This window comes from Pseudomonas sp. BO3-4, assembly GCF_034044115.1.
Classification (GTDB): Bacteria; Pseudomonadota; Gammaproteobacteria; order Pseudomonadales; family Pseudomonadaceae; genus Aquipseudomonas; species Aquipseudomonas alloputida.
The window spans coordinates 125,001-144,139 of record NZ_CP139018.1; the positions used below are offsets into that span (position 1 = coordinate 125,001).

The 19,139-nt window shown below is 56.8% G+C and carries 8 protein-coding genes, 2 tRNA genes and 6 rRNA genes (1 of these 16 only partly in view); 10 read left to right on the forward strand and 6 right to left on the reverse strand.

The features are described from left to right. The 8 genes from REH59_RS00590 to rrf (REH59_RS00625) form a co-directional block, all read left to right on the forward strand. Nucleotides 1-900: ribosomal RNA gene (locus REH59_RS00590) — 23S ribosomal RNA — on the forward strand (it extends 1,993 nt beyond the left edge of the window). 131 nt (nucleotides 901-1,031) lie between these two features. Next, nucleotides 1,032-1,147 (forward strand): 5S ribosomal RNA (gene rrf, locus REH59_RS00595). Between the two features lie 446 nt (nucleotides 1,148-1,593). Beyond that, nucleotides 1,594-3,130, forward strand: a 16S ribosomal RNA gene (locus REH59_RS00600). 85 nt (nucleotides 3,131-3,215) lie between these two features. Next, nucleotides 3,216-3,292 (forward strand) — tRNA-Ile (locus tag REH59_RS00605). A 24-nt stretch (nucleotides 3,293-3,316) separates the two neighbouring features. Beyond that, nucleotides 3,317-3,392, forward strand: a tRNA-Ala gene (locus REH59_RS00610). Nucleotides 3,393-3,635: 243 nt separating this feature from the next. Beyond that, nucleotides 3,636-6,528: ribosomal RNA gene (locus REH59_RS00615) — 23S ribosomal RNA — on the forward strand. A 130-nt stretch (nucleotides 6,529-6,658) separates the two neighbouring features. Next, nucleotides 6,659-6,774, forward strand: a 5S ribosomal RNA gene (gene rrf, locus REH59_RS00620). Nucleotides 6,775-6,883: 109 nt separating this feature from the next. After that, nucleotides 6,884-6,999 (forward strand): 5S ribosomal RNA (rrf, locus tag REH59_RS00625). Together the 16S, 23S and 5S rRNA genes with 2 tRNA genes alongside form the textbook arrangement of a ribosomal RNA operon. Nucleotides 7,000-7,065: 66 nt before the next feature. Here rrf (REH59_RS00625) and REH59_RS00630 read toward each other — a convergent pair. The 4 genes from REH59_RS00630 to REH59_RS00645 all read right to left on the reverse strand — a co-directional run bounded on the left by REH59_RS00630 (nucleotide 7,066) and on the right by REH59_RS00645 (nucleotide 11,906). Then, nucleotides 7,066-9,480: a TonB-dependent siderophore receptor gene (locus tag REH59_RS00630; RefSeq protein WP_128573549.1), complete on the reverse strand. Its 2,415-nt coding sequence runs from the start codon at nucleotides 9,478-9,480 to the stop codon at nucleotides 7,066-7,068. Nucleotides 9,481-9,645: 165 nt separating this feature from the next. Continuing rightward, complete coding sequence (locus REH59_RS00635; protein ID WP_080637304.1) at nucleotides 9,646-10,602, reverse strand: FecR family protein; 957 nt, start codon at nucleotides 10,600-10,602, stop codon at nucleotides 9,646-9,648. A gap of 4 nt (nucleotides 10,603-10,606) precedes the next feature. Continuing rightward, the gene (locus REH59_RS00640) at nucleotides 10,607-11,110 is read right to left on the reverse strand and encodes a sigma-70 family RNA polymerase sigma factor (RefSeq protein ID WP_014859071.1); all 504 of its coding nucleotides are present in this window, start codon (nucleotides 11,108-11,110) and stop codon (nucleotides 10,607-10,609) included. Nucleotides 11,111-11,216: 106 nt separating this feature from the next. Next, nucleotides 11,217-11,906, reverse strand: a complete 690-nt coding sequence (locus REH59_RS00645) for a GntR family transcriptional regulator (RefSeq protein WP_003256010.1) — start codon at nucleotides 11,904-11,906, stop codon at nucleotides 11,217-11,219. Nucleotides 11,907-12,109: 203 nt separating this feature from the next. Here REH59_RS00645 and lapG point away from each other — a divergent pair, with 203 nt between their 5' ends. Continuing rightward, a complete protein-coding gene (lapG, locus tag REH59_RS00650; protein ID WP_011953175.1) occupies nucleotides 12,110-12,871 on the forward strand; it encodes a cysteine protease LapG in 762 nt (253 codons plus the stop codon). A 10-nt stretch (nucleotides 12,872-12,881) separates the two neighbouring features. Next, nucleotides 12,882-14,828, forward strand: coding sequence for a cyclic di-GMP receptor LapD (lapD, locus tag REH59_RS00655; protein WP_014859069.1), 1,947 nt, complete (start codon nucleotides 12,882-12,884; stop codon nucleotides 14,826-14,828). Nucleotides 14,829-14,983: 155 nt separating this feature from the next. Here lapD and REH59_RS00660 read toward each other — a convergent pair whose 3' ends face one another. Beyond that, the gene (locus REH59_RS00660) at nucleotides 14,984-16,342 is read right to left on the reverse strand and encodes an HlyD family type I secretion periplasmic adaptor subunit (RefSeq protein ID WP_014859068.1); all 1,359 of its coding nucleotides are present in this window, start codon (nucleotides 16,340-16,342) and stop codon (nucleotides 14,984-14,986) included. Between the two features lie 7 nt (nucleotides 16,343-16,349). Beyond that, nucleotides 16,350-18,506, reverse strand: coding sequence for a type I secretion system permease/ATPase (locus REH59_RS00665; RefSeq protein ID WP_003256004.1), 2,157 nt, complete (start codon nucleotides 18,504-18,506; stop codon nucleotides 16,350-16,352). Nucleotides 18,507-19,139 lie beyond the last annotated feature (633 nt).

Sequence of the window (19,139 nt, forward strand, 5' to 3'; positions counted from 1 at the left end):
ACTCAGTGAAATTGAAATCGCTGTGAAGATGCAGTGTATCCGCGGCTAGACGGAAAGACCCCGTGAACCTTTACTATAGCTTTGCACTGGACTTTGAATTTGCTTGTGTAGGATAGGTGGGAGGCTTTGAAGTGGGGACGCCAGTTCTCATGGAGCCATCCTTGAAATACCACCCTGGCAACTTTGAGGTTCTAACTCAGGTCCGTTATCCGGATCGAGGACAGTGTATGGTGGGTAGTTTGACTGGGGCGGTCTCCTCCCAAAGAGTAACGGAGGAGTACGAAGGTGCGCTCAGACCGGTCGGAAATCGGTCGTAGAGTATAAAGGCAAAAGCGCGCTTGACTGCGAGACAAACACGTCGAGCAGGTACGAAAGTAGGTCTTAGTGATCCGGTGGTTCTGTATGGAAGGGCCATCGCTCAACGGATAAAAGGTACTCCGGGGATAACAGGCTGATACCGCCCAAGAGTTCATATCGACGGCGGTGTTTGGCACCTCGATGTCGGCTCATCACATCCTGGGGCTGAAGCCGGTCCCAAGGGTATGGCTGTTCGCCATTTAAAGTGGTACGCGAGCTGGGTTTAGAACGTCGTGAGACAGTTCGGTCCCTATCTGCCGTGGACGTTTGAGATTTGAGAGGGGCTGCTCCTAGTACGAGAGGACCGGAGTGGACGAACCTCTGGTGTTCCGGTTGTCACGCCAGTGGCATTGCCGGGTAGCTATGTTCGGAAGAGATAACCGCTGAAAGCATCTAAGCGGGAAACTTGCCTCAAGATGAGATCTCACTGGGATCTTGAATCCCCTAAAGGGCCGTCGAAGACTACGACGTTGATAGGTTGGGTGTGTAAGCGCTGTGAGGCGTTGAGCTAACCAATACTAATTGCCCGTGAGGCTTGACCATATAACACCCAAGCAATTTGCTGACGCAGATTGCGGTGGTGAAGACGAAAGACCCGAAAATTCGTAAGACCACAAATATCGCATATCCGAATTCGCTGGGCTGTCCATCTGGACATTCTGGCAACAGAATTTCTTGACGACCATAGAGCATTGGAACCACCTGATCCCATCCCGAACTCAGTAGTGAAACGATGCATCGCCGATGGTAGTGTGGGGTTTCCCCATGTGAGAGTAGGTCATCGTCAAGATTCATTTCGCAAAACCCCTATCTGTGCATGCAGGTAGGGGTTTTGTCTTTAAGTAGAAGCTATCGCTTCTCCTGGTAGGCTGAACAGCCAGCTGGTGGTGGTAAAAAGGTGGTTGACAGCGTTTTTGGATGCTGTATTATTCACCTCCCGCGACGAGACATCGAAGCGAGCCAAGTGTCTGAAGTTAAACGAGTTTCTCGAAAAGCTTCAAAATAAACACTTGACAGACTCTGAGGAAAGCGTAGAATGCGCGCCTCGGTTGAGACGAAAAGCTCTTAACCAAACGCTCTTTAACAAATTGAATCAAGCAATTCGTGTGGGTGCTTGTGAGTATGGACTGATAGTCAAAAAGATTATCAGCATCACAAGTGACCATGCGAGAAATCACGTAGTCATTTGAGATTGCTGAGCCAAGTTTAGGGTTTCTTAAAAACCCAAGCAGTATTGAGCTGAAGAGTTTGATCATGGCTCAGATTGAACGCTGGCGGCAGGCCTAACACATGCAAGTCGAGCGGATGACGGGAGCTTGCTCCCTGATTCAGCGGCGGACGGGTGAGTAATGCCTAGGAATCTGCCTGGTAGTGGGGGACAACGTTTCGAAAGGAACGCTAATACCGCATACGTCCTACGGGAGAAAGCAGGGGACCTTCGGGCCTTGCGCTATCAGATGAGCCTAGGTCGGATTAGCTAGTTGGTGGGGTAATGGCTCACCAAGGCGACGATCCGTAACTGGTCTGAGAGGATGATCAGTCACACTGGAACTGAGACACGGTCCAGACTCCTACGGGAGGCAGCAGTGGGGAATATTGGACAATGGGCGAAAGCCTGATCCAGCCATGCCGCGTGTGTGAAGAAGGTCTTCGGATTGTAAAGCACTTTAAGTTGGGAGGAAGGGCAGTAAGTTAATACCTTGCTGTTTTGACGTTACCGACAGAATAAGCACCGGCTAACTCTGTGCCAGCAGCCGCGGTAATACAGAGGGTGCAAGCGTTAATCGGAATTACTGGGCGTAAAGCGCGCGTAGGTGGTTTGTTAAGTTGGATGTGAAAGCCCCGGGCTCAACCTGGGAACTGCATCCAAAACTGGCAAGCTAGAGTACGGTAGAGGGTGGTGGAATTTCCTGTGTAGCGGTGAAATGCGTAGATATAGGAAGGAACACCAGTGGCGAAGGCGACCACCTGGACTGATACTGACACTGAGGTGCGAAAGCGTGGGGAGCAAACAGGATTAGATACCCTGGTAGTCCACGCCGTAAACGATGTCAACTAGCCGTTGGAATCCTTGAGATTTTAGTGGCGCAGCTAACGCATTAAGTTGACCGCCTGGGGAGTACGGCCGCAAGGTTAAAACTCAAATGAATTGACGGGGGCCCGCACAAGCGGTGGAGCATGTGGTTTAATTCGAAGCAACGCGAAGAACCTTACCAGGCCTTGACATGCAGAGAACTTTCCAGAGATGGATTGGTGCCTTCGGGAACTCTGACACAGGTGCTGCATGGCTGTCGTCAGCTCGTGTCGTGAGATGTTGGGTTAAGTCCCGTAACGAGCGCAACCCTTGTCCTTAGTTACCAGCACGTTATGGTGGGCACTCTAAGGAGACTGCCGGTGACAAACCGGAGGAAGGTGGGGATGACGTCAAGTCATCATGGCCCTTACGGCCTGGGCTACACACGTGCTACAATGGTCGGTACAGAGGGTTGCCAAGCCGCGAGGTGGAGCTAATCTCACAAAACCGATCGTAGTCCGGATCGCAGTCTGCAACTCGACTGCGTGAAGTCGGAATCGCTAGTAATCGCGAATCAGAATGTCGCGGTGAATACGTTCCCGGGCCTTGTACACACCGCCCGTCACACCATGGGAGTGGGTTGCACCAGAAGTAGCTAGTCTAACCTTCGGGAGGACGGTTACCACGGTGTGATTCATGACTGGGGTGAAGTCGTAACAAGGTAGCCGTAGGGGAACCTGCGGCTGGATCACCTCCTTAATCGACGACATCAGCCTGCTGATGAGCTCCCACACGAATTGCTTGATTCATTGTAAAAGACGATGCTGTAACGCGACCCTGTTATAGGTCTGTAGCTCAGTTGGTTAGAGCGCACCCCTGATAAGGGTGAGGTCGGCAGTTCAAATCTGCCCAGACCTACCATTACATGGTTCAGCCGTAGAATACGGGGCCATAGCTCAGCTGGGAGAGCGCCTGCCTTGCACGCAGGAGGTCAGCGGTTCGATCCCGCTTGGCTCCACCACTTTCGCCGTACACAGTAACTTGTCAGAACTTAGAAATGAACATTCATATTGAATGTTGATTTCTGACTTTTGTCAGATCGTTCTTTAAAAATTCGGATATGTGATAGATATAGACTGAACACCAGTTTCACTGCTGGTGGATCAGGCTAAGGTAAAATTTGTGAGTTCTGCTCGAAAGAGCAACGTACGAATTTTCGGCGAATGTCGTCTTCACAGTATAACCAGATTGCTTGGGGTTATATGGTCAAGTGAAGAAGCGCATACGGTGGATGCCTTGGCAGTCAGAGGCGATGAAAGACGTGGTAGCCTGCGATAAGCTTTGGGGAGTCGGCAAACAGACTGTGATCCAGAGATCTCTGAATGGGGGAACCCAGCCAGCATAAGCTGGTTATCTTGTACTGAATACATAGGTGCAAGAGGCGAACCAGGGGAACTGAAACATCTAAGTACCCTGAGGAAAAGAAATCAACCGAGATTCCCTTAGTAGTGGCGAGCGAACGGGGACCAGCCCTTAAGTTGGTTTGAGATTAGTGGAACGCTCTGGAAAGTGCGGCCATAGTGGGTGATAGCCCCGTACACGAAAATCTCTTATCAATGAAATCGAGTAGGACGGAGCACGAGAAACTTTGTCTGAATATGGGGGGACCATCCTCCAAGGCTAAATACTACTGACTGACCGATAGTGAACCAGTACCGTGAGGGAAAGGCGAAAAGAACCCCGGAGAGGGGAGTGAAATAGAACCTGAAACCGTATGCGTACAAGCAGTGGGAGCCTACTTTGTTAGGTGACTGCGTACCTTTTGTATAATGGGTCAGCGACTTATATTCAGTGGCGAGCTTAACCGAATAGGGGAGGCGTAGCGAAAGCGAGTCTTAATAGGGCGTTTAGTCGCTGGGTATAGACCCGAAACCGGGCGATCTATCCATGGGCAGGTTGAAGGTTAGGTAACACTGACTGGAGGACCGAACCGACTACCGTTGAAAAGTTAGCGGATGACCTGTGGATCGGAGTGAAAGGCTAATCAAGCTCGGAGATAGCTGGTTCTCCTCGAAAGCTATTTAGGTAGCGCCTCATGTATCACTGTAGGGGGTAGAGCACTGTTTCGGCTAGGGGGTCATCCCGACTTACCAAACCGATGCAAACTCCGAATACCTACAAGTGCCGAGCATGGGAGACACACGGCGGGTGCTAACGTCCGTCGTGAAAAGGGAAACAACCCAGACCGTCAGCTAAGGTCCCAAAGTCATGGTTAAGTGGGAAACGATGTGGGAAGGCTTAGACAGCTAGGAGGTTGGCTTAGAAGCAGCCACCCTTTAAAGAAAGCGTAATAGCTCACTAGTCGAGTCGGCCTGCGCGGAAGATGTAACGGGGCTCAAACCATGCACCGAAGCTACGGGTATCATCGTATGATGATGCGGTAGAGGAGCGTTCTGTAAGCCTGTGAAGGTGAGTTGAGAAGCTTGCTGGAGGTATCAGAAGTGCGAATGCTGACATGAGTAACGACAATGCGAGTGAAAAACTCGCACGCCGAAAGACCAAGGTTTCCTGCGCAACGTTAATCGACGCAGGGTTAGTCGGTCCCTAAGGCGAGGCTGAAAAGCGTAGTCGATGGAAAACAGGTTAATATTCCTGTACTTCCAGTTATTGCGATGGAGGGACGGAGAAGGTTAGGCCAGCCTGGCGTTGGTTGTCCAGGTTTAAGGTGGTAGGCTGAAATCTTAGGCAAATCCGGGATTTCAAGGCCGAGAGCTGATGACGAGTTGCCTTTAGGCGACGAAGTGGTTGATACCATGCTTCCAAGAAAAGCTCCTAAGCTTCAGATAACTGGGAACCGTACCCCAAACCGACACAGGTGGTTAGGTAGAGAATACCAAGGCGCTTGAGAGAACTCGGGTGAAGGAACTAGGCAAAATGGCACCGTAACTTCGGGAGAAGGTGCGCCGGCGAGGGTTAAGGACTTGCTCCGTAAGCCCATGCCGGTCGAAGATACCAGGCCGCTGCGACTGTTTATTAAAAACACAGCACTCTGCAAACACGAAAGTGGACGTATAGGGTGTGACGCCTGCCCGGTGCCGGAAGGTTAATTGATGGGGTTAGCGCAAGCGAAGCTCTTGATCGAAGCCCCGGTAAACGGCGGCCGTAACTATAACGGTCCTAAGGTAGCGAAATTCCTTGTCGGGTAAGTTCCGACCTGCACGAATGGCGTAACGATGGCGGCGCTGTCTCCACCCGAGACTCAGTGAAATTGAAATCGCTGTGAAGATGCAGTGTATCCGCGGCTAGACGGAAAGACCCCGTGAACCTTTACTATAGCTTTGCACTGGACTTTGAATTTGCTTGTGTAGGATAGGTGGGAGGCTTTGAAGTGGGGACGCCAGTTCTCATGGAGCCATCCTTGAAATACCACCCTGGCAACTTTGAGGTTCTAACTCAGGTCCGTTATCCGGATCGAGGACAGTGTATGGTGGGTAGTTTGACTGGGGCGGTCTCCTCCCAAAGAGTAACGGAGGAGTACGAAGGTGCGCTCAGACCGGTCGGAAATCGGTCGTAGAGTATAAAGGCAAAAGCGCGCTTGACTGCGAGACAAACACGTCGAGCAGGTACGAAAGTAGGTCTTAGTGATCCGGTGGTTCTGTATGGAAGGGCCATCGCTCAACGGATAAAAGGTACTCCGGGGATAACAGGCTGATACCGCCCAAGAGTTCATATCGACGGCGGTGTTTGGCACCTCGATGTCGGCTCATCACATCCTGGGGCTGAAGCCGGTCCCAAGGGTATGGCTGTTCGCCATTTAAAGTGGTACGCGAGCTGGGTTTAGAACGTCGTGAGACAGTTCGGTCCCTATCTGCCGTGGACGTTTGAGATTTGAGAGGGGCTGCTCCTAGTACGAGAGGACCGGAGTGGACGAACCTCTGGTGTTCCGGTTGTCACGCCAGTGGCATTGCCGGGTAGCTATGTTCGGAAGAGATAACCGCTGAAAGCATCTAAGCGGGAAACTTGCCTCAAGATGAGATCTCACTGGGATCTTGAATCCCCTAAAGGGCCGTCGAAGACTACGACGTTGATAGGTTGGGTGTGTAAGCGCTGTGAGGCGTTGAGCTAACCAATACTAATTGCCCGTGAGGCTTGACCATATAACACCCAAGCAATCTGCTACGCAGATTGTGGTGGTGAAGACGAAAGACCCGAAAATTCGTAAGACCACAAATATCGCATATCCGGATTCGCTGGGCTGTCCATCTGGACATTCTGGCAACAGAATTTCTTGACGACCATAGAGCATTGGAACCACCTGATCCCATCCCGAACTCAGTAGTGAAACGATGCATCGCCGATGGTAGTGTGGGGTTTCCCCATGTGAGAGTAGGTCATCGTCAAGATTCATTTCGCAAAACCCCTATCTGCACATGCAGGTAGGGGTTTTGTCTTTAAGTAGGAACTACAGAGATTCGCAGGCGCGTCCGAGAGACGAGCCAGCACACAGAATTTCTTGACGACCATAGAGCATTGGAACCACCTGATCCCATCCCGAACTCAGCAGTGAAACGATGCATCGCCGATGGTAGTGTGGGGTTTCCCCATGTGAGAGTAGGTCATCGTCAAGATTCAAACCCAAAGCCCCTGTCTGCGATGCAGACAGGGGCTTTGTTTTTTTCGGGTTTCAATATCGGTTAGAACTGATAGCTGACTGTGGCGCTCACATTGCGCTCTTCACCCATGTAGCAGTAGTTCAGGCTGGCACATGAGGTGATGTAGCTTTCATTGGTAAGGTTGTTGGCGTTCAAGCGCACATCCACACCCGTCAGGCCGACCTTGCCCAGGTCATAGCCGATAGAGGCGTCGAACAGGGTGTAGGAAGGCACCTTCATGCTGTTTTCCGCATCGACCCAGCTGTACCCCACATATCGCACCCCACCGCCCAGCCGCAGGCCATCCAGTGCCCCCTGGCGGAAGATATAGTCGGCCCACAGCGAGAGCATCTGTTTCGGCGCCTGAGTCGGCGAATTACCCTTGTTGTCCACGTTGCCTGAGATAAGGCTCGGCATTGACTTCGAATACTCGATATCGGTGAAGGTATAGCTACTCAGCAGTTTGAGGCTGTCGGTCAGCTGTACATGGGCCTCAAGCTCCAGCCCTTGCGAGCGGACTTCACCGACAGGGCGATAGAAGTCTTCGTCAGGCTGTTTAGACGCCAAATTCTCCTGCTCGATGCGGAACACCGATGCGGTGAACAGGTTGTCGCTCCCTGGTGGCTGATATTTGATGCCGGCTTCCCACTGAGTGCCCTCTGTCGGTGCCAGCGGCCGGCCTTGCTGGTCGGACACGGTGTTCGGGTTGAACGACTCCGAGTAGCTGATGTAGGGCGCAATGCCGTTCTCGAACAGGTAGAGCACCCCTGCCCGGGAGGTGAACCTGGAGCGTTGATCACTGACCTTGCTGTCGCTGTCACGGTTCTCTTCGGACACCTTCACCCAGTCCTGGCGCAGCCCCAATGAAAAGCGCCACTGGTCCAGCTCCACCAGATCCTGCAGGTACACACCCGTTTGTTGCAAGCGCCGCTGGTAGCGGTTCTCGCCCAGTACCTGAAGATTGCCATTGCCGTACTGTGGATTGCCGGCATCCAGTGGGCCGACGGTGCCATAACGCCATGCCACGTCGGCTTTGCGCCGCTGGTAGTCAGCCCCCAGTAGCAAGGTGTGTTTGGCCGCCCCGGTAAAGAATTCTGCCTGCAGCATGTTATCAATGATGTACGAATGCAGACGCTCGTCGCCGCCGGTATAGGCGCGATTTAACATGTTGCTGTCAACATCTGCCCAGCCGGCGGAGTACACCTGGTCCATCGACACGTCGGAATCCTGATAACGGAAGTTCTGCCGCGCTGTGAACACATCATTGAAGCGATGCTCAAACTGGTAGCTGAAGGATTGCTGCGTGCGCTCGTAGTTGTCGATGCTCGGCTCGCCTTCGAAGAAATGGTCTGACAGGCGCAAACCGTTGCGCTTGTGCAGCATGCCATCAGCAGGGTTACCGCCGTGGTACCCACCGTCAGGGTCGTGCTGCAAATAGGCCTGCAGCGTGAGTGAGGTGTCTTCGGTGAAGTCGACATTGATAGCAGGGGCGATGGCGTAACGTTCTTCCTTGTTGTGGTCGAACTGAGTGTCGGAAGCATCCGCCAAACCCGTCAGGCGATACGCAATGCGTTTGTCGTCATCCACAGGACCACTGAAGTCGAAGCCCACGCCACGCTGGCCCTGAGTACCTACCGTGGCCTGAACCTGATGGTAAGGGGCAAAGAGTGGCTTCTTGGTGGTCAGGGCTACCAGGCCACCCGGCGAGCTTCGCCCGTACAGTACCGAAGACGGTCCCTTGAGAATGTCGATGCGCTCAAGAAAGTATGGGTCTACCTGCATCGTGCTGTAGGTGCCGTTGTCGCCCATTGACTTGAGCCCATCGACGTAGATGTTGTCCACCGATCCGTCGTTGAAGCCGCGCATGGCTACATAGTCATAGCGATGAGTGGCACCGTAGGGGTTGGTCAGTACTCCTGGCGTGTAGCGCATGGCCTGGGCAACGGTCTGAGAGCCCTGATCGTCCATTTGTTGGCGAGTGACTACCGAGACCGATTGGGATGTCTCCACCAAGGGCATGCTGGTCTTGGTCGCCACCTGGCTGTGTGTGGCGTTGTAACCCTCCATGCTGCCCAGTGCGTTGCCGAGGGAGAAACTACGGATGTCGGTGTCTGGCAATGCCAGGGCGGCGTTCTGACGCTGTGCCTGCAGCACATAGTTACGTCCCCCCTGGCTGACGGCTTCCAGCCCGCTGCCATTTAGCGACTGGCGCAGCGCCTGATCGGTGGTGTACTGCCCCTGCAGTCCGTTGGAATGCAGGCCATCGGTCAGCTGAGGCGTGCTCGATAGGGTGATGCCGGCCTGACGAGCGATCTTGTTGAGCACATCGGTCAGTTGGCCAGCCGGTATTGCATAGTCATGGCTCACTTCGGCTGTGTCGGCCGCTACGGAAAGTTGCGGAGCAGTTGCCAGGCCCAGGGCGGTACCAAACAGAACAGCCCGGATGGCGTGGCGCAAGTGAGCTGATTGCAGGACTGGACGAATATCATTCGGGCTGAAAGTGTGGGTTAACACCGGGTTGGTAGGCATGAAGGGTCCGTTAAAGTGTCGAGGGCAGAAAGTGTTGCTTACTGTCCTAGCCGGACCTGGATTCAAAACCCGCCAGAAATCGATAACGCCTTATCAGGTCATGCTCTCTACATGCACCCACCAGCGTGTACGTCGACGAAGTCGTACAGGCAACGTCTGCGGTAGCAGCCGAAGCAGTTGTTCCGGGTCTTCGAGGCGGAACACCCCCGACAGGCGCAGGTCGGCAATCTCATTGCTGCAGCCCAGGTAACCATGGCGATAGCGGCTGACCTGCGCGAGGAAGTTGGAGAGGCGCATGTCCTGAGTGACGATCAACCCTTCAGTCCAGGCCATCGCATCCATCTCCATGTGCGCGAGCCGGTGCGCACCTTGAGCATCCAGGCGCCAGTTCTGGCCACCTTCGATCCACTGAAGTTGGCCAGTACCAGGCCGGTGTATCGCCACTTTGCCGTGGCTGACGCTGACACGTGTGCAGTCGCTATCCTGATAGGCCACAAAGCGTCCTTCGAAGCCTTCCAGCAGCGCGTCGCGGGTTTGTACCAGCAGGGGATGCCGGGGGTTGCAGTTGATCATCAATTCCCCATGCTTCAAGCGGACCAGACGCTGTTGATCATGGAAGGCCAGGTCCACGGCACTGCAGGTATTGAGTTGCATCAGTGAGCCATCGGGCAGGGTGAAGACGCGTCGCTCGCCCGTGCCGGTGGCATAGTCTGACGTCCAGGCACTCACAGTATCGAGGTCTTTGGCCAGCCAGCTCGCAGATCCTGCCATGACAACGCCGCCAAGCAGCTTCAGCGCCTGTCGGCGGCGCAGGCGCTGCTGGCTGGTTTCCAGTGTCTGCAATGCCAGCCCGGCACCGGGAATAGCGCGCAGGTCAAGGTCCTGATGAAGGTGAACCACACGCTGCCAGGCCTGTTCGTTTTCGTGGTGGCTGCTGCGCCAATGCGCGCACTGTTGTTGCAGAGCTGGATCGTGCCCGCTTTCACGCAGCCGCAGCATCCACTGAATGGCCTGCCTGACCGTTTTTGTATCAGGGCGTGCGACGGTCATGGATTCAGCAGTCGTCTTCATAGCGCAGCACGTAGCAGTGATAGAGCGCATCGGCGATGTAGCGCTCAACGGTGCGCACGGAGATCCCCATCTGTTCGGCGATGGCCTGATGCTTCAGCCCCTCGCATTGAGCCAGCAGGAATGCGCGACGGACCTTGGGTTTGAGGCCGTCGAGCATGCGTGCAATACGCTCAAGCAATTCCAGCAGCAGCTCGCGGGTCTCGACTGAGGGGGCCAGGGCTTCCGGCACATGGGCCAAAGCCTCCAGGTAGGCCCTGTGCAGTTCCTCGCGGCGCCAATGATCGATCACCAACCCACGCGCTACCGTGCGTAGGAAGGCCCTGGGAGTATTCAGCTGCAATTGTTCACGACGCTGTAGCAAGCGGACGAAGGTATCTTGGGCGAGGTCAGCCGCATCGGCTGCGTTGCCGAGCTTGCTACGCAGCCAGGTATGCAACCAGCCGTGGTGGTCACTGTAGAGCGTTTGCACGGAATCGTTGCTGGGCATGGAGGAGGGCGCCGGCATCAATGGACGTTAATGATAATTAGTCTCATTGTTGGCGGAGCAAGATTAATTTGCAACCCATCAATTACCGCGTAAAGCCGGTAATGGGCTAACGCCCCAATTGCGTATCCAGGTAATTGCGGATCACCCGCGCCCCGCCATTGAGGTGCCGTTCCAGCACCGCTACCGCTTCGTCCACCAGCTTGTCGCTGGCTGCATCTACCAGTGCGTTGTGATCGTCCTGAGTGAGCTTGCCCAGGCCCATGGACGAAAGATGGAAACGCAGGAAGCGTTCTTCCTCGTTCAGTTCGTTCTCGATAAGGCGCAGTAGTTTCTTGTTCGGCGCCTTGCTGTACAGCGCCATGTGGAGCAGGCGGTTGAGGCGGCCAATTTCGGTGTGGCTGGTCTCGTTCTCCAGTTGCTGGATATACCCGCGGGCGCTGGCGATGTCGCTGGCATCAAGCAGCGGGATAGACTGGCGCAGCGCCTCGCTCTCGAGCAATACGCGAAGGGCATAGGTGTCCACTGCATCCTCGCCGATCAGCGGTGCAACGACGGCGCCCTTATGCATCTCCACCTTCAGCAGGGACTGCGCTTCGAGTTGGCGCAGGGCTTCGCGCACGGGCATGCGGCTAACGCCGTACAAGGTGGCGAGCTCTTGTTGGCGAACCGCAGTACCAGGGGGCAAGCGCCCATCGAGAATGGCGCTGCGCAGGCGTTCTTCGATCACGGCACGGGCCTGATGCGGCAACAACTGCTCGCTGGCCAGCACATTGCTCAATTTGATTTTCTTGGCCACGCGACGCCTGCCTCAACGATGACTATATTGGATCCAATGACACTAGTAACAGCTTGTGAGGGTGTCAAACCTGCACCCACACTGGTACGGGCGCCCCAAAAGCGCGGCTATGGTGGAGGAAGTCGCACGTCAAAGGAAGCTGCCTATAGAAAGATGTAAGCAGAAAGTATAGGCGGGCTGACAGCCGGGTGCGTGATTGCAGGGTGCCATTGTCTTTTGCGGTGGCAAGCCCCACCATCGCTGCTTTCGACTGGTCTGAACAGGGCTTCGCAGTGGCGATATCCTGGTTGCTCAAAACCGTAGTGCGATATGTCGGCTTTGCCGCGCTGCTGGGCAGTCTTCTGCTGGGCGGCTTGCACGCGGATTGGGATTTCTCCCAGATCAGCCGCAAGTCGCAGGCTCTGTACGGCCCACTAGGTGCCGGGCAGGGGCGCATCGATGCCTGGCAGAGCCTGATGGCCACGCAGAAGCAGGGTACCGAGCTTGAACGGTTGCAAGTGGTCAACCGCTTCTTCAACCAGCAATTGCGTTATGTCGAGGATATCGATCTGTGGCATGAGGTCGACTACTGGGCCACACCTGTGCAGGCACTGATCAAAGGTGCAGGGGACTGCGAGGATTACGCCATCGCCAAATATTTCAGTCTACGGCGCATGGGAATCCCCAGCGAAAAACTGCGCATCACCTACGTCAAGGCGCTGCGGCAGAACCGGGCACACATGGTCCTGACCTATTATTCAAGCCCACAGGCCCAGCCTTTGGTGCTGGACAGTCTGATGGATGCCATCAAGCCGGCAAGCCAGCGTACCGACCTGCTGCCGGTGTACGCCTTCAATGGCGAGGGGTTGTGGCTGACGGGCGCCGCAGGGAACAAGAAGGTTGGTGATACCAAGCGGCTGTCACGCTGGCAGGATTTGTTGAAGAAAATGCAGGCCGAAGGGTTCCCGGCCGAGCCGGTTTACTGAAGGAGCACAGATGTCACTGTTCAAACAATTGCTGTTGGCCATTTGCCTGTTCCTGGTGGTCGCCTTCAGTGGCAGTTTCATGGTCAGCCTGGAAAGCTCGCGCAGCCAATACGTCAACCAGCTGCGCTCGCACGCCCAGGATGCGGCCACCGCGCTGGCGCTTTCGCTGACGCCGAATATCGACGACCCAGCGATGGTCGAGCTGATGGTCAGCTCGATTTTCGACAGTGGTTACTATGCAAGCATCAAGGTCGTCGACCTGGGTTCCAATGCCGTGCTGGTGGAGCGTCATGCCGAGCCAGACCCTGGCGGTGTGCCGCTTTGGTTCGTGCGCCTGATCGGCCTTGAGGCCGCCGGCGGCGATGCAATCGTCAGTCGTGGCTGGCAGCAGGCCGCGCGCGTTGAAGTGATCAGCCACCCGATGTTCGCCATTGCCAAGCTTTGGCAAAGTGCCTTGGGCAGCCTGGGTTGGTTGCTGTTGTGCGGTGCGGCCAGTGCCGTGCTCGGTGCTTTGCTGTTGCGTCGCCAGTTGAGGCCGCTGGACTACATGGTCGAGCAATCCCACGCTATTGCTCGCCGCGAATTTCTCAGCCTGCCAGAGTTGCCACGCACGCCGGAGCTACGCCGCGTAGTGCAAGCGATGAACCAGATGGTCGAGAAACTCAAAGCCCTGTTCACCGAGCAGGCCGAGCGCAGTGAGCGGCTGCGTGCGGAGTCCTACCAGGACAGCCTGACCGGGCTGTCGAACCGCCGCTATTTTGAAATGCAGCTGAACAATCGGGTAAGCAACCTGGAAGACGCGCGCGCCGGCTACCTGCTGTTGCTGCGGGTTCAGGGCCTGGCTGGCCTGAACGCCCGCCTTGGCGGCCAGCGTACCGACCAGTTGCTGCAAGCGGTAGGTGAACAGCTGCGTCGTACTTGTGCCAGCTACCCGGAAACCAACGACCTCATTTCCCGCAGCCGCGGCGGTGAATTTGCAGTGCTGGCACCGGGCATGGTGCATGAGGAGGCCGTACACCTTGCCCAGGCCCTGGAGGCAACGTTGCAGAGCCTGCACGAAACGGGGGCAAGTGATATCGACCCGGTGGCTTGTATAGGCCTGGCACCATTCAGCCCTGGTGATTCACCACAGGCGTTGCTGAAGCTTGCCGACGAGGCTCTGGCCCGCGCTGAGAACCAGCCAACGCCGGGCTGGGTATGCCTTGAGCAAGGTGTTGCTGCGGTTGCCGCAGATAGCCAGCATGCCTGGCACGAACGGCTCGACCAGGCGTTTATCAATGGGCATTTCGAGTTGTTCTTCCAGCCAGTGATGGAGTGCGCTTCCTCGCAACGGGTACTGCACCACAAAGTTATTTCGCGTTTGCGCGATGGCCCGGGCGAGGCCTTGCCGGCGGGCCGCTTCCTGCCTTGGCTGGAGCGCTTCGGCTGGATGCCGCGGCTGGATGTGCTGGTGCTGGAGAAAGTGTTGGCGCATCTGCGAGGGCATGACCAGGTGCTGGCGTTGAACCTGTCTGCCGCCACCCTGGCCGACCCCAAGGCCCTTCAGCGCATTTTCGAGCTGCTGGGCCAGAATGCGGCGCTCGGCCCGCGGCTGGTTTTTGAAATTGGCGAGGAGCAGTTGCCTGAGCAGGCAGCATTGGAGCAACTCACCCGGCGCCTGCATGGGCTTGGCTTCGGGTTGGCTTTGCAGCGCTTTGGTGGGCGCTTCAGCATGATTGGCAACCTGGCGCACTTGGGCCTGGCGTACCTGAAGATTGACGGCAGTTACATCCGCAACATCGATCATGAGCAGCACAAGCGGCTGTTCATCGAAGCGATCCAGCGTGCGGCGCATAGCATCGACCTGCCGCTGATTGCCGAGCGAGTCGAGACGGAAGGGGAGCGGTTGGTGTTGCTGGAGATGGGAGTAGGCGGGATTCAGGGGCAACTGGTGGGTGAGCCTGCGCCTTGGCGCTGAATGGCCTCTCGCGCGCCGCTGTAGGAACAGCCTAGAGCCGCAAAAGGGCCACGTAGCGGCCCCAGGTTCAGGTAGCGATGTGCAGGGCTGCTTGTACAGCCCTGTCGCGACACGAGGCCGCTCCTACAGCAATGGTGAAACCAGCAGGTCGGCTATCACCGCTCGCGCAGCGCTTCCGAGCGCGCCTTCATGATCGGCTTGAGCAGGTAGCTCATGATGGTTTTCTTGCCTGTCATGATATCCACCGTCGCCACCATCCCCGGAATGATCAGCAGTGGCTTCTCGTCGGTCCCTAGGTGACTGCGATCGGTGCGCAGCTTGATCAGGTAATACGTAGTCTTCTTGTCTTCATCGGTAATGGTGTCGGCGCCAATCTGCTCCAGCTTGGCCTTGAGCCCACCGTAGATGGTGTAGTCATACGCGGTGAACTTGACCGTCGCTTCTTGGCCAGGGTGCAGGAAGGCGATGTCTTTGGGCAGGATCTTTGCCTCGATGACCAGCGTGTCGTCCAGTGGCACGACTTCGATGATATCGCTGCCTGGCTGGATTACCCCGCCAATGGTGTTCACCAGCAGTTGCTTGACGATACCGCGTACTGGCGAAGTGACCAGTGTGCGGTGCACCCGGTCGTCCAGCGCCTTGCTGGTGGCGGTAGCCTTGTTCAGTTCGGTGCGTGCCTCGTTCAGCTGGGTCAGCGCTTCACTTCGGAACTTGCCACGCGTCTCTTCGATCTTGCTTTGCACCTCGCGGATGGCCGCCTCTGCGCGCGGGATCGCCAGCGCAGTGGAGTCCAGCTGACCGCGGTTCTCCACTTCAGCACGGCGCAGGCGCAGCACTTCAACCTGGGAAATCGCGCCGGTCGCCACCAGCGGTTCGGACATACTGATTTCCTTGCGCAGCAGCTCAAGGCTGTTGGCGTACTGGGTGCGCTTGGAGCTGTATTCGCGCAGTTCCTGCTGGCGTTGGACCAACTGCTGTTGCAGGCCGCCAATTTCATCCTGCAGTTGCTGGCGCCGGCTCTGGTACAGCGACTCCTCACTGGCCGCCTGGTTTGGCGCGGCTTTACGCAGCTTTTCGTCGATTATCAGCGGGCTGTCCTGTACCTCGGCACTCAAACGTTCGACCCGCAGGGCCATGGCCAGGCGGTCAGCTTCGGTTTCACCAACGTTGGAGGCGAAGCGGGTTTCATCCAGGCGCAGCAATGGCTGGCCCACTTCGACGATCTGCCCCTCCTTGGCGAAGATTTCGGCGACGATGCCGCCCTCCAGGTTCTGGATCTTCTGTACCTTGGAAGAGGGAATAGCCTTGCCTTCACCCCGCGTAACTTCGTCGATGGGCGCAACGCTGGCCCATACAATCAAGAACACGAAGAACAGGATCACGCCCCAGATGGTCAGCCGCACCACCCGCGGTGCATCTTCGATCAGGGCTTTGTTTACCTCGGGCAGCGGCTGGCCGCCAAGCGAGTCGCTGCCTTTGAAATAGCGCCGCAGGCCGTCCTTGAACTGCCCCATATCCAGCTTATGCAACACTGATCTGCCCCTTCTTCAGTGCATCCATGACCGCGGCTTTCGGGCCGTCGGCGACAATCTGCCCGCGATCGATCACGATCAGCCGGTCTACCAGTGACAGCAACGAGGCACGGTGCGTGACCAGCAGTACCGTCTTGCCCTCCACCACCGCTTGCAGGCGCTGCTTGAGGCGTTCTTCACCGGTGTTGTCCATGGCGCTGGTCGGCTCGTCCAGCAGCAGGATCTGCGGGTTGAGCAGCAGCGCACGGCCCAAGGCGACGTTCTGCCGCTGGCCGCCGGACAGGTTCTGCCCGCGTTCACCCACTTGCAGCTCGTAGCCGTCGGGGTGCAGCCGGGCGAATTCATGTACGCCCGCCAATTCAGCGGCCTGCAGGATCAATTCGTCCTCGATGTAGCGGGCGCCGCTGACCAGGTTGTCACGCAAGGTGCCGGCCAGCAGCTGGATGTCCTGTGGGACGTAGCCGATGTTGTGGCGCAGTTCGCTGACATCGATCTGGCGAATGTCGACGCCATCGACCAGCAGCGAGCCACCATCGGCCTCGTACAGGCCGACAATGAGCTTGGCCAGCGAGCTCTTGCCCGAGCCGCTGCGACCGATGATGCCGACCTTCTCGCCAGGGCGGATGGTCAGGTTGATATTCTTCAGGGCCAGGTTCTGCTGGTTCGGATAAGTGAAGTCGACACCGCGGAACTCGACGCTGCCCTGTAGCACCTTGCGGCTCAGCGGGCGCTCTTCGAAGTTGCGCTCTTGCGGTAGATCCATCATGTGGTCGGTGGAGACCATGGTCACCTTGGCTTGCTGGTAGCGGGCGAGCAGGCCGTTGAGTTGGCCCAACGGGCCGAGGGCGCGGCCGCTGAGCATGTAGCAAGCCACCAGGCCGCCCATGCTCAGGTTGCCGTCGATGATCAGGTACACGCCGACGCAGATCATTGCCACGCCTGCCAGTTGCTGGATCAGCAGGGTGATGTTCATCGCCAGGCTCGACAGCACTTTCACGCGCAGTTCCAGCCGGCTCAGGGTGCCGAGGGTTTGCTCCCACATATACTGGCGTTCGCTTTCGGCGTTGTTGACCTTTACCGCATCCAGACCCGCCAGGGTTTCGATCAGGCTGGACTGGCGCTCTGATGCCAAAGCCATGGTCCGCTCCATGGTCGCCATCAGTGGCCGCTGCAGGGCGTAGCCGATGCCCAGAGCCAGCGGGAAAGCGATGATCGGTATCCACACCAGGTGCCCGCCAATGATGGCGATGACGATCAAAATCAGGATGGTAAAGGGCAGGTCGATCAGGCTGGTCAGGGTCAGCGAGGCGAGGAAGTCGCGCAGGCCCTGGAACTCGTGAATGTTCTGGGCAAAGCTGCCGACCCGCGCCGGCCGGTACTTCATCGACATGCCGACGATACGTTCAAACAGCGTTGCCGAGATGATCAGGTCGGTCTTCTTGCCTGCCAGGTCCAGGCACAGGCCGCGAAGGCCTTTGAGGATCAGGTCGAAGATGTACGCGCCGGCGATACCGATGGCCAGTACCCAGAGCGTCGAGGTGGCCTGGTTTGGCACCACCCGGTCATACACGTTCATCACGAACAGCGGCGCGGCCAAGGCGATCAGGTTGATCACCAGGCTGGCGGCGATAGCGTCGATATACAACCACTTGCTGCGCAGCAGGGTGTCGCGGAACCACGACTTCGCGCGGGGGATGAGGTTGCCGTGGTTGACATCGAACTTGTGCTGCGGCTGCGCGAAGAACACGCGGCCGCTGTAGTCGCTTAGCAGTGCTTCGCGGCTGACGTGCACCTCGCCACCGTCGCTCTCGCTGAGTAGCAGGCGCGCGGTGTCATCGTTCTCCCAGCCGAGCAGGACGGCGCTGCGGCCCTCCTTGAGCAGCAGCATGGCCGGCATGGCGATACTTGGGATCTGCTCCAGCTTTCGCTGAAGCAGGCGCCCCTGCAGGCCTGCCCGGGCTGCAGCGCGGGGCAGCAGTTCAGGGCTCAGGCGCTGGGCGGGTAGCGGTAGGCCTGTTGTCAGCATGACCCGGCTGGCGGGCTTCTGGTGCAGGACACACAGGCTCAGCAGACTATCCAGCAGGGGATCGTCATGCTGACTGCGTGGATCGTGGCTGAGTTGGACTCGACTGACTTCGGATTCCACGCGGCGCTCTCTTCATCCTTGTGGTGGGTGGGGTGGGTGTGCCGTCGTTAAGGTCGGGTCGGCTCACCCTGGCTCTCTATTGGTACGGCAAAGCTGTGCTGATTAGGGTTATCACGCCCCGGTGCTTGAGCAGCTGGCCAATGTTCGCCTTGAATCGGTGTTGAGTAAACAATTCTACGTGCTTCATTTTCACCAGACTTAGCGGGGCAATGATTGTTTCATTTTTGATCCAGCCATCATCCGGCTTGTTGCAGCATAGCCTGCCACTCAGCCAAGGGAAGCAAGGGCTGTGGGTTCCAGCTTAGTCATTGTCAGTAAACAGGCGCTGGTTTGTTGGCGCATATCCGTGGCTTGTTAGTCAAAATTCATCTATAGAAAGCAGATCCTTTGCTTTCTTGCATTCAATATTCGCAAGCGATTTCCCATGATAGGGAGGCCAGTATTTGCGCACTCGTACGCCATGTCTTTGATTTGCGACAAATCGCTGCTTGTGGCTTGCGCAGCGTTGAAAGCCTGGTGTGCCTCGAGCGAGCAAGCGCTCCCGGGTCAGGCTGGTTATCGACCTCTGCCTGGCCGCATTCCGGCAAGGTTTGTGCTTATTCGGCAATCAGTGTCCGGGCATTTGACAGTGAT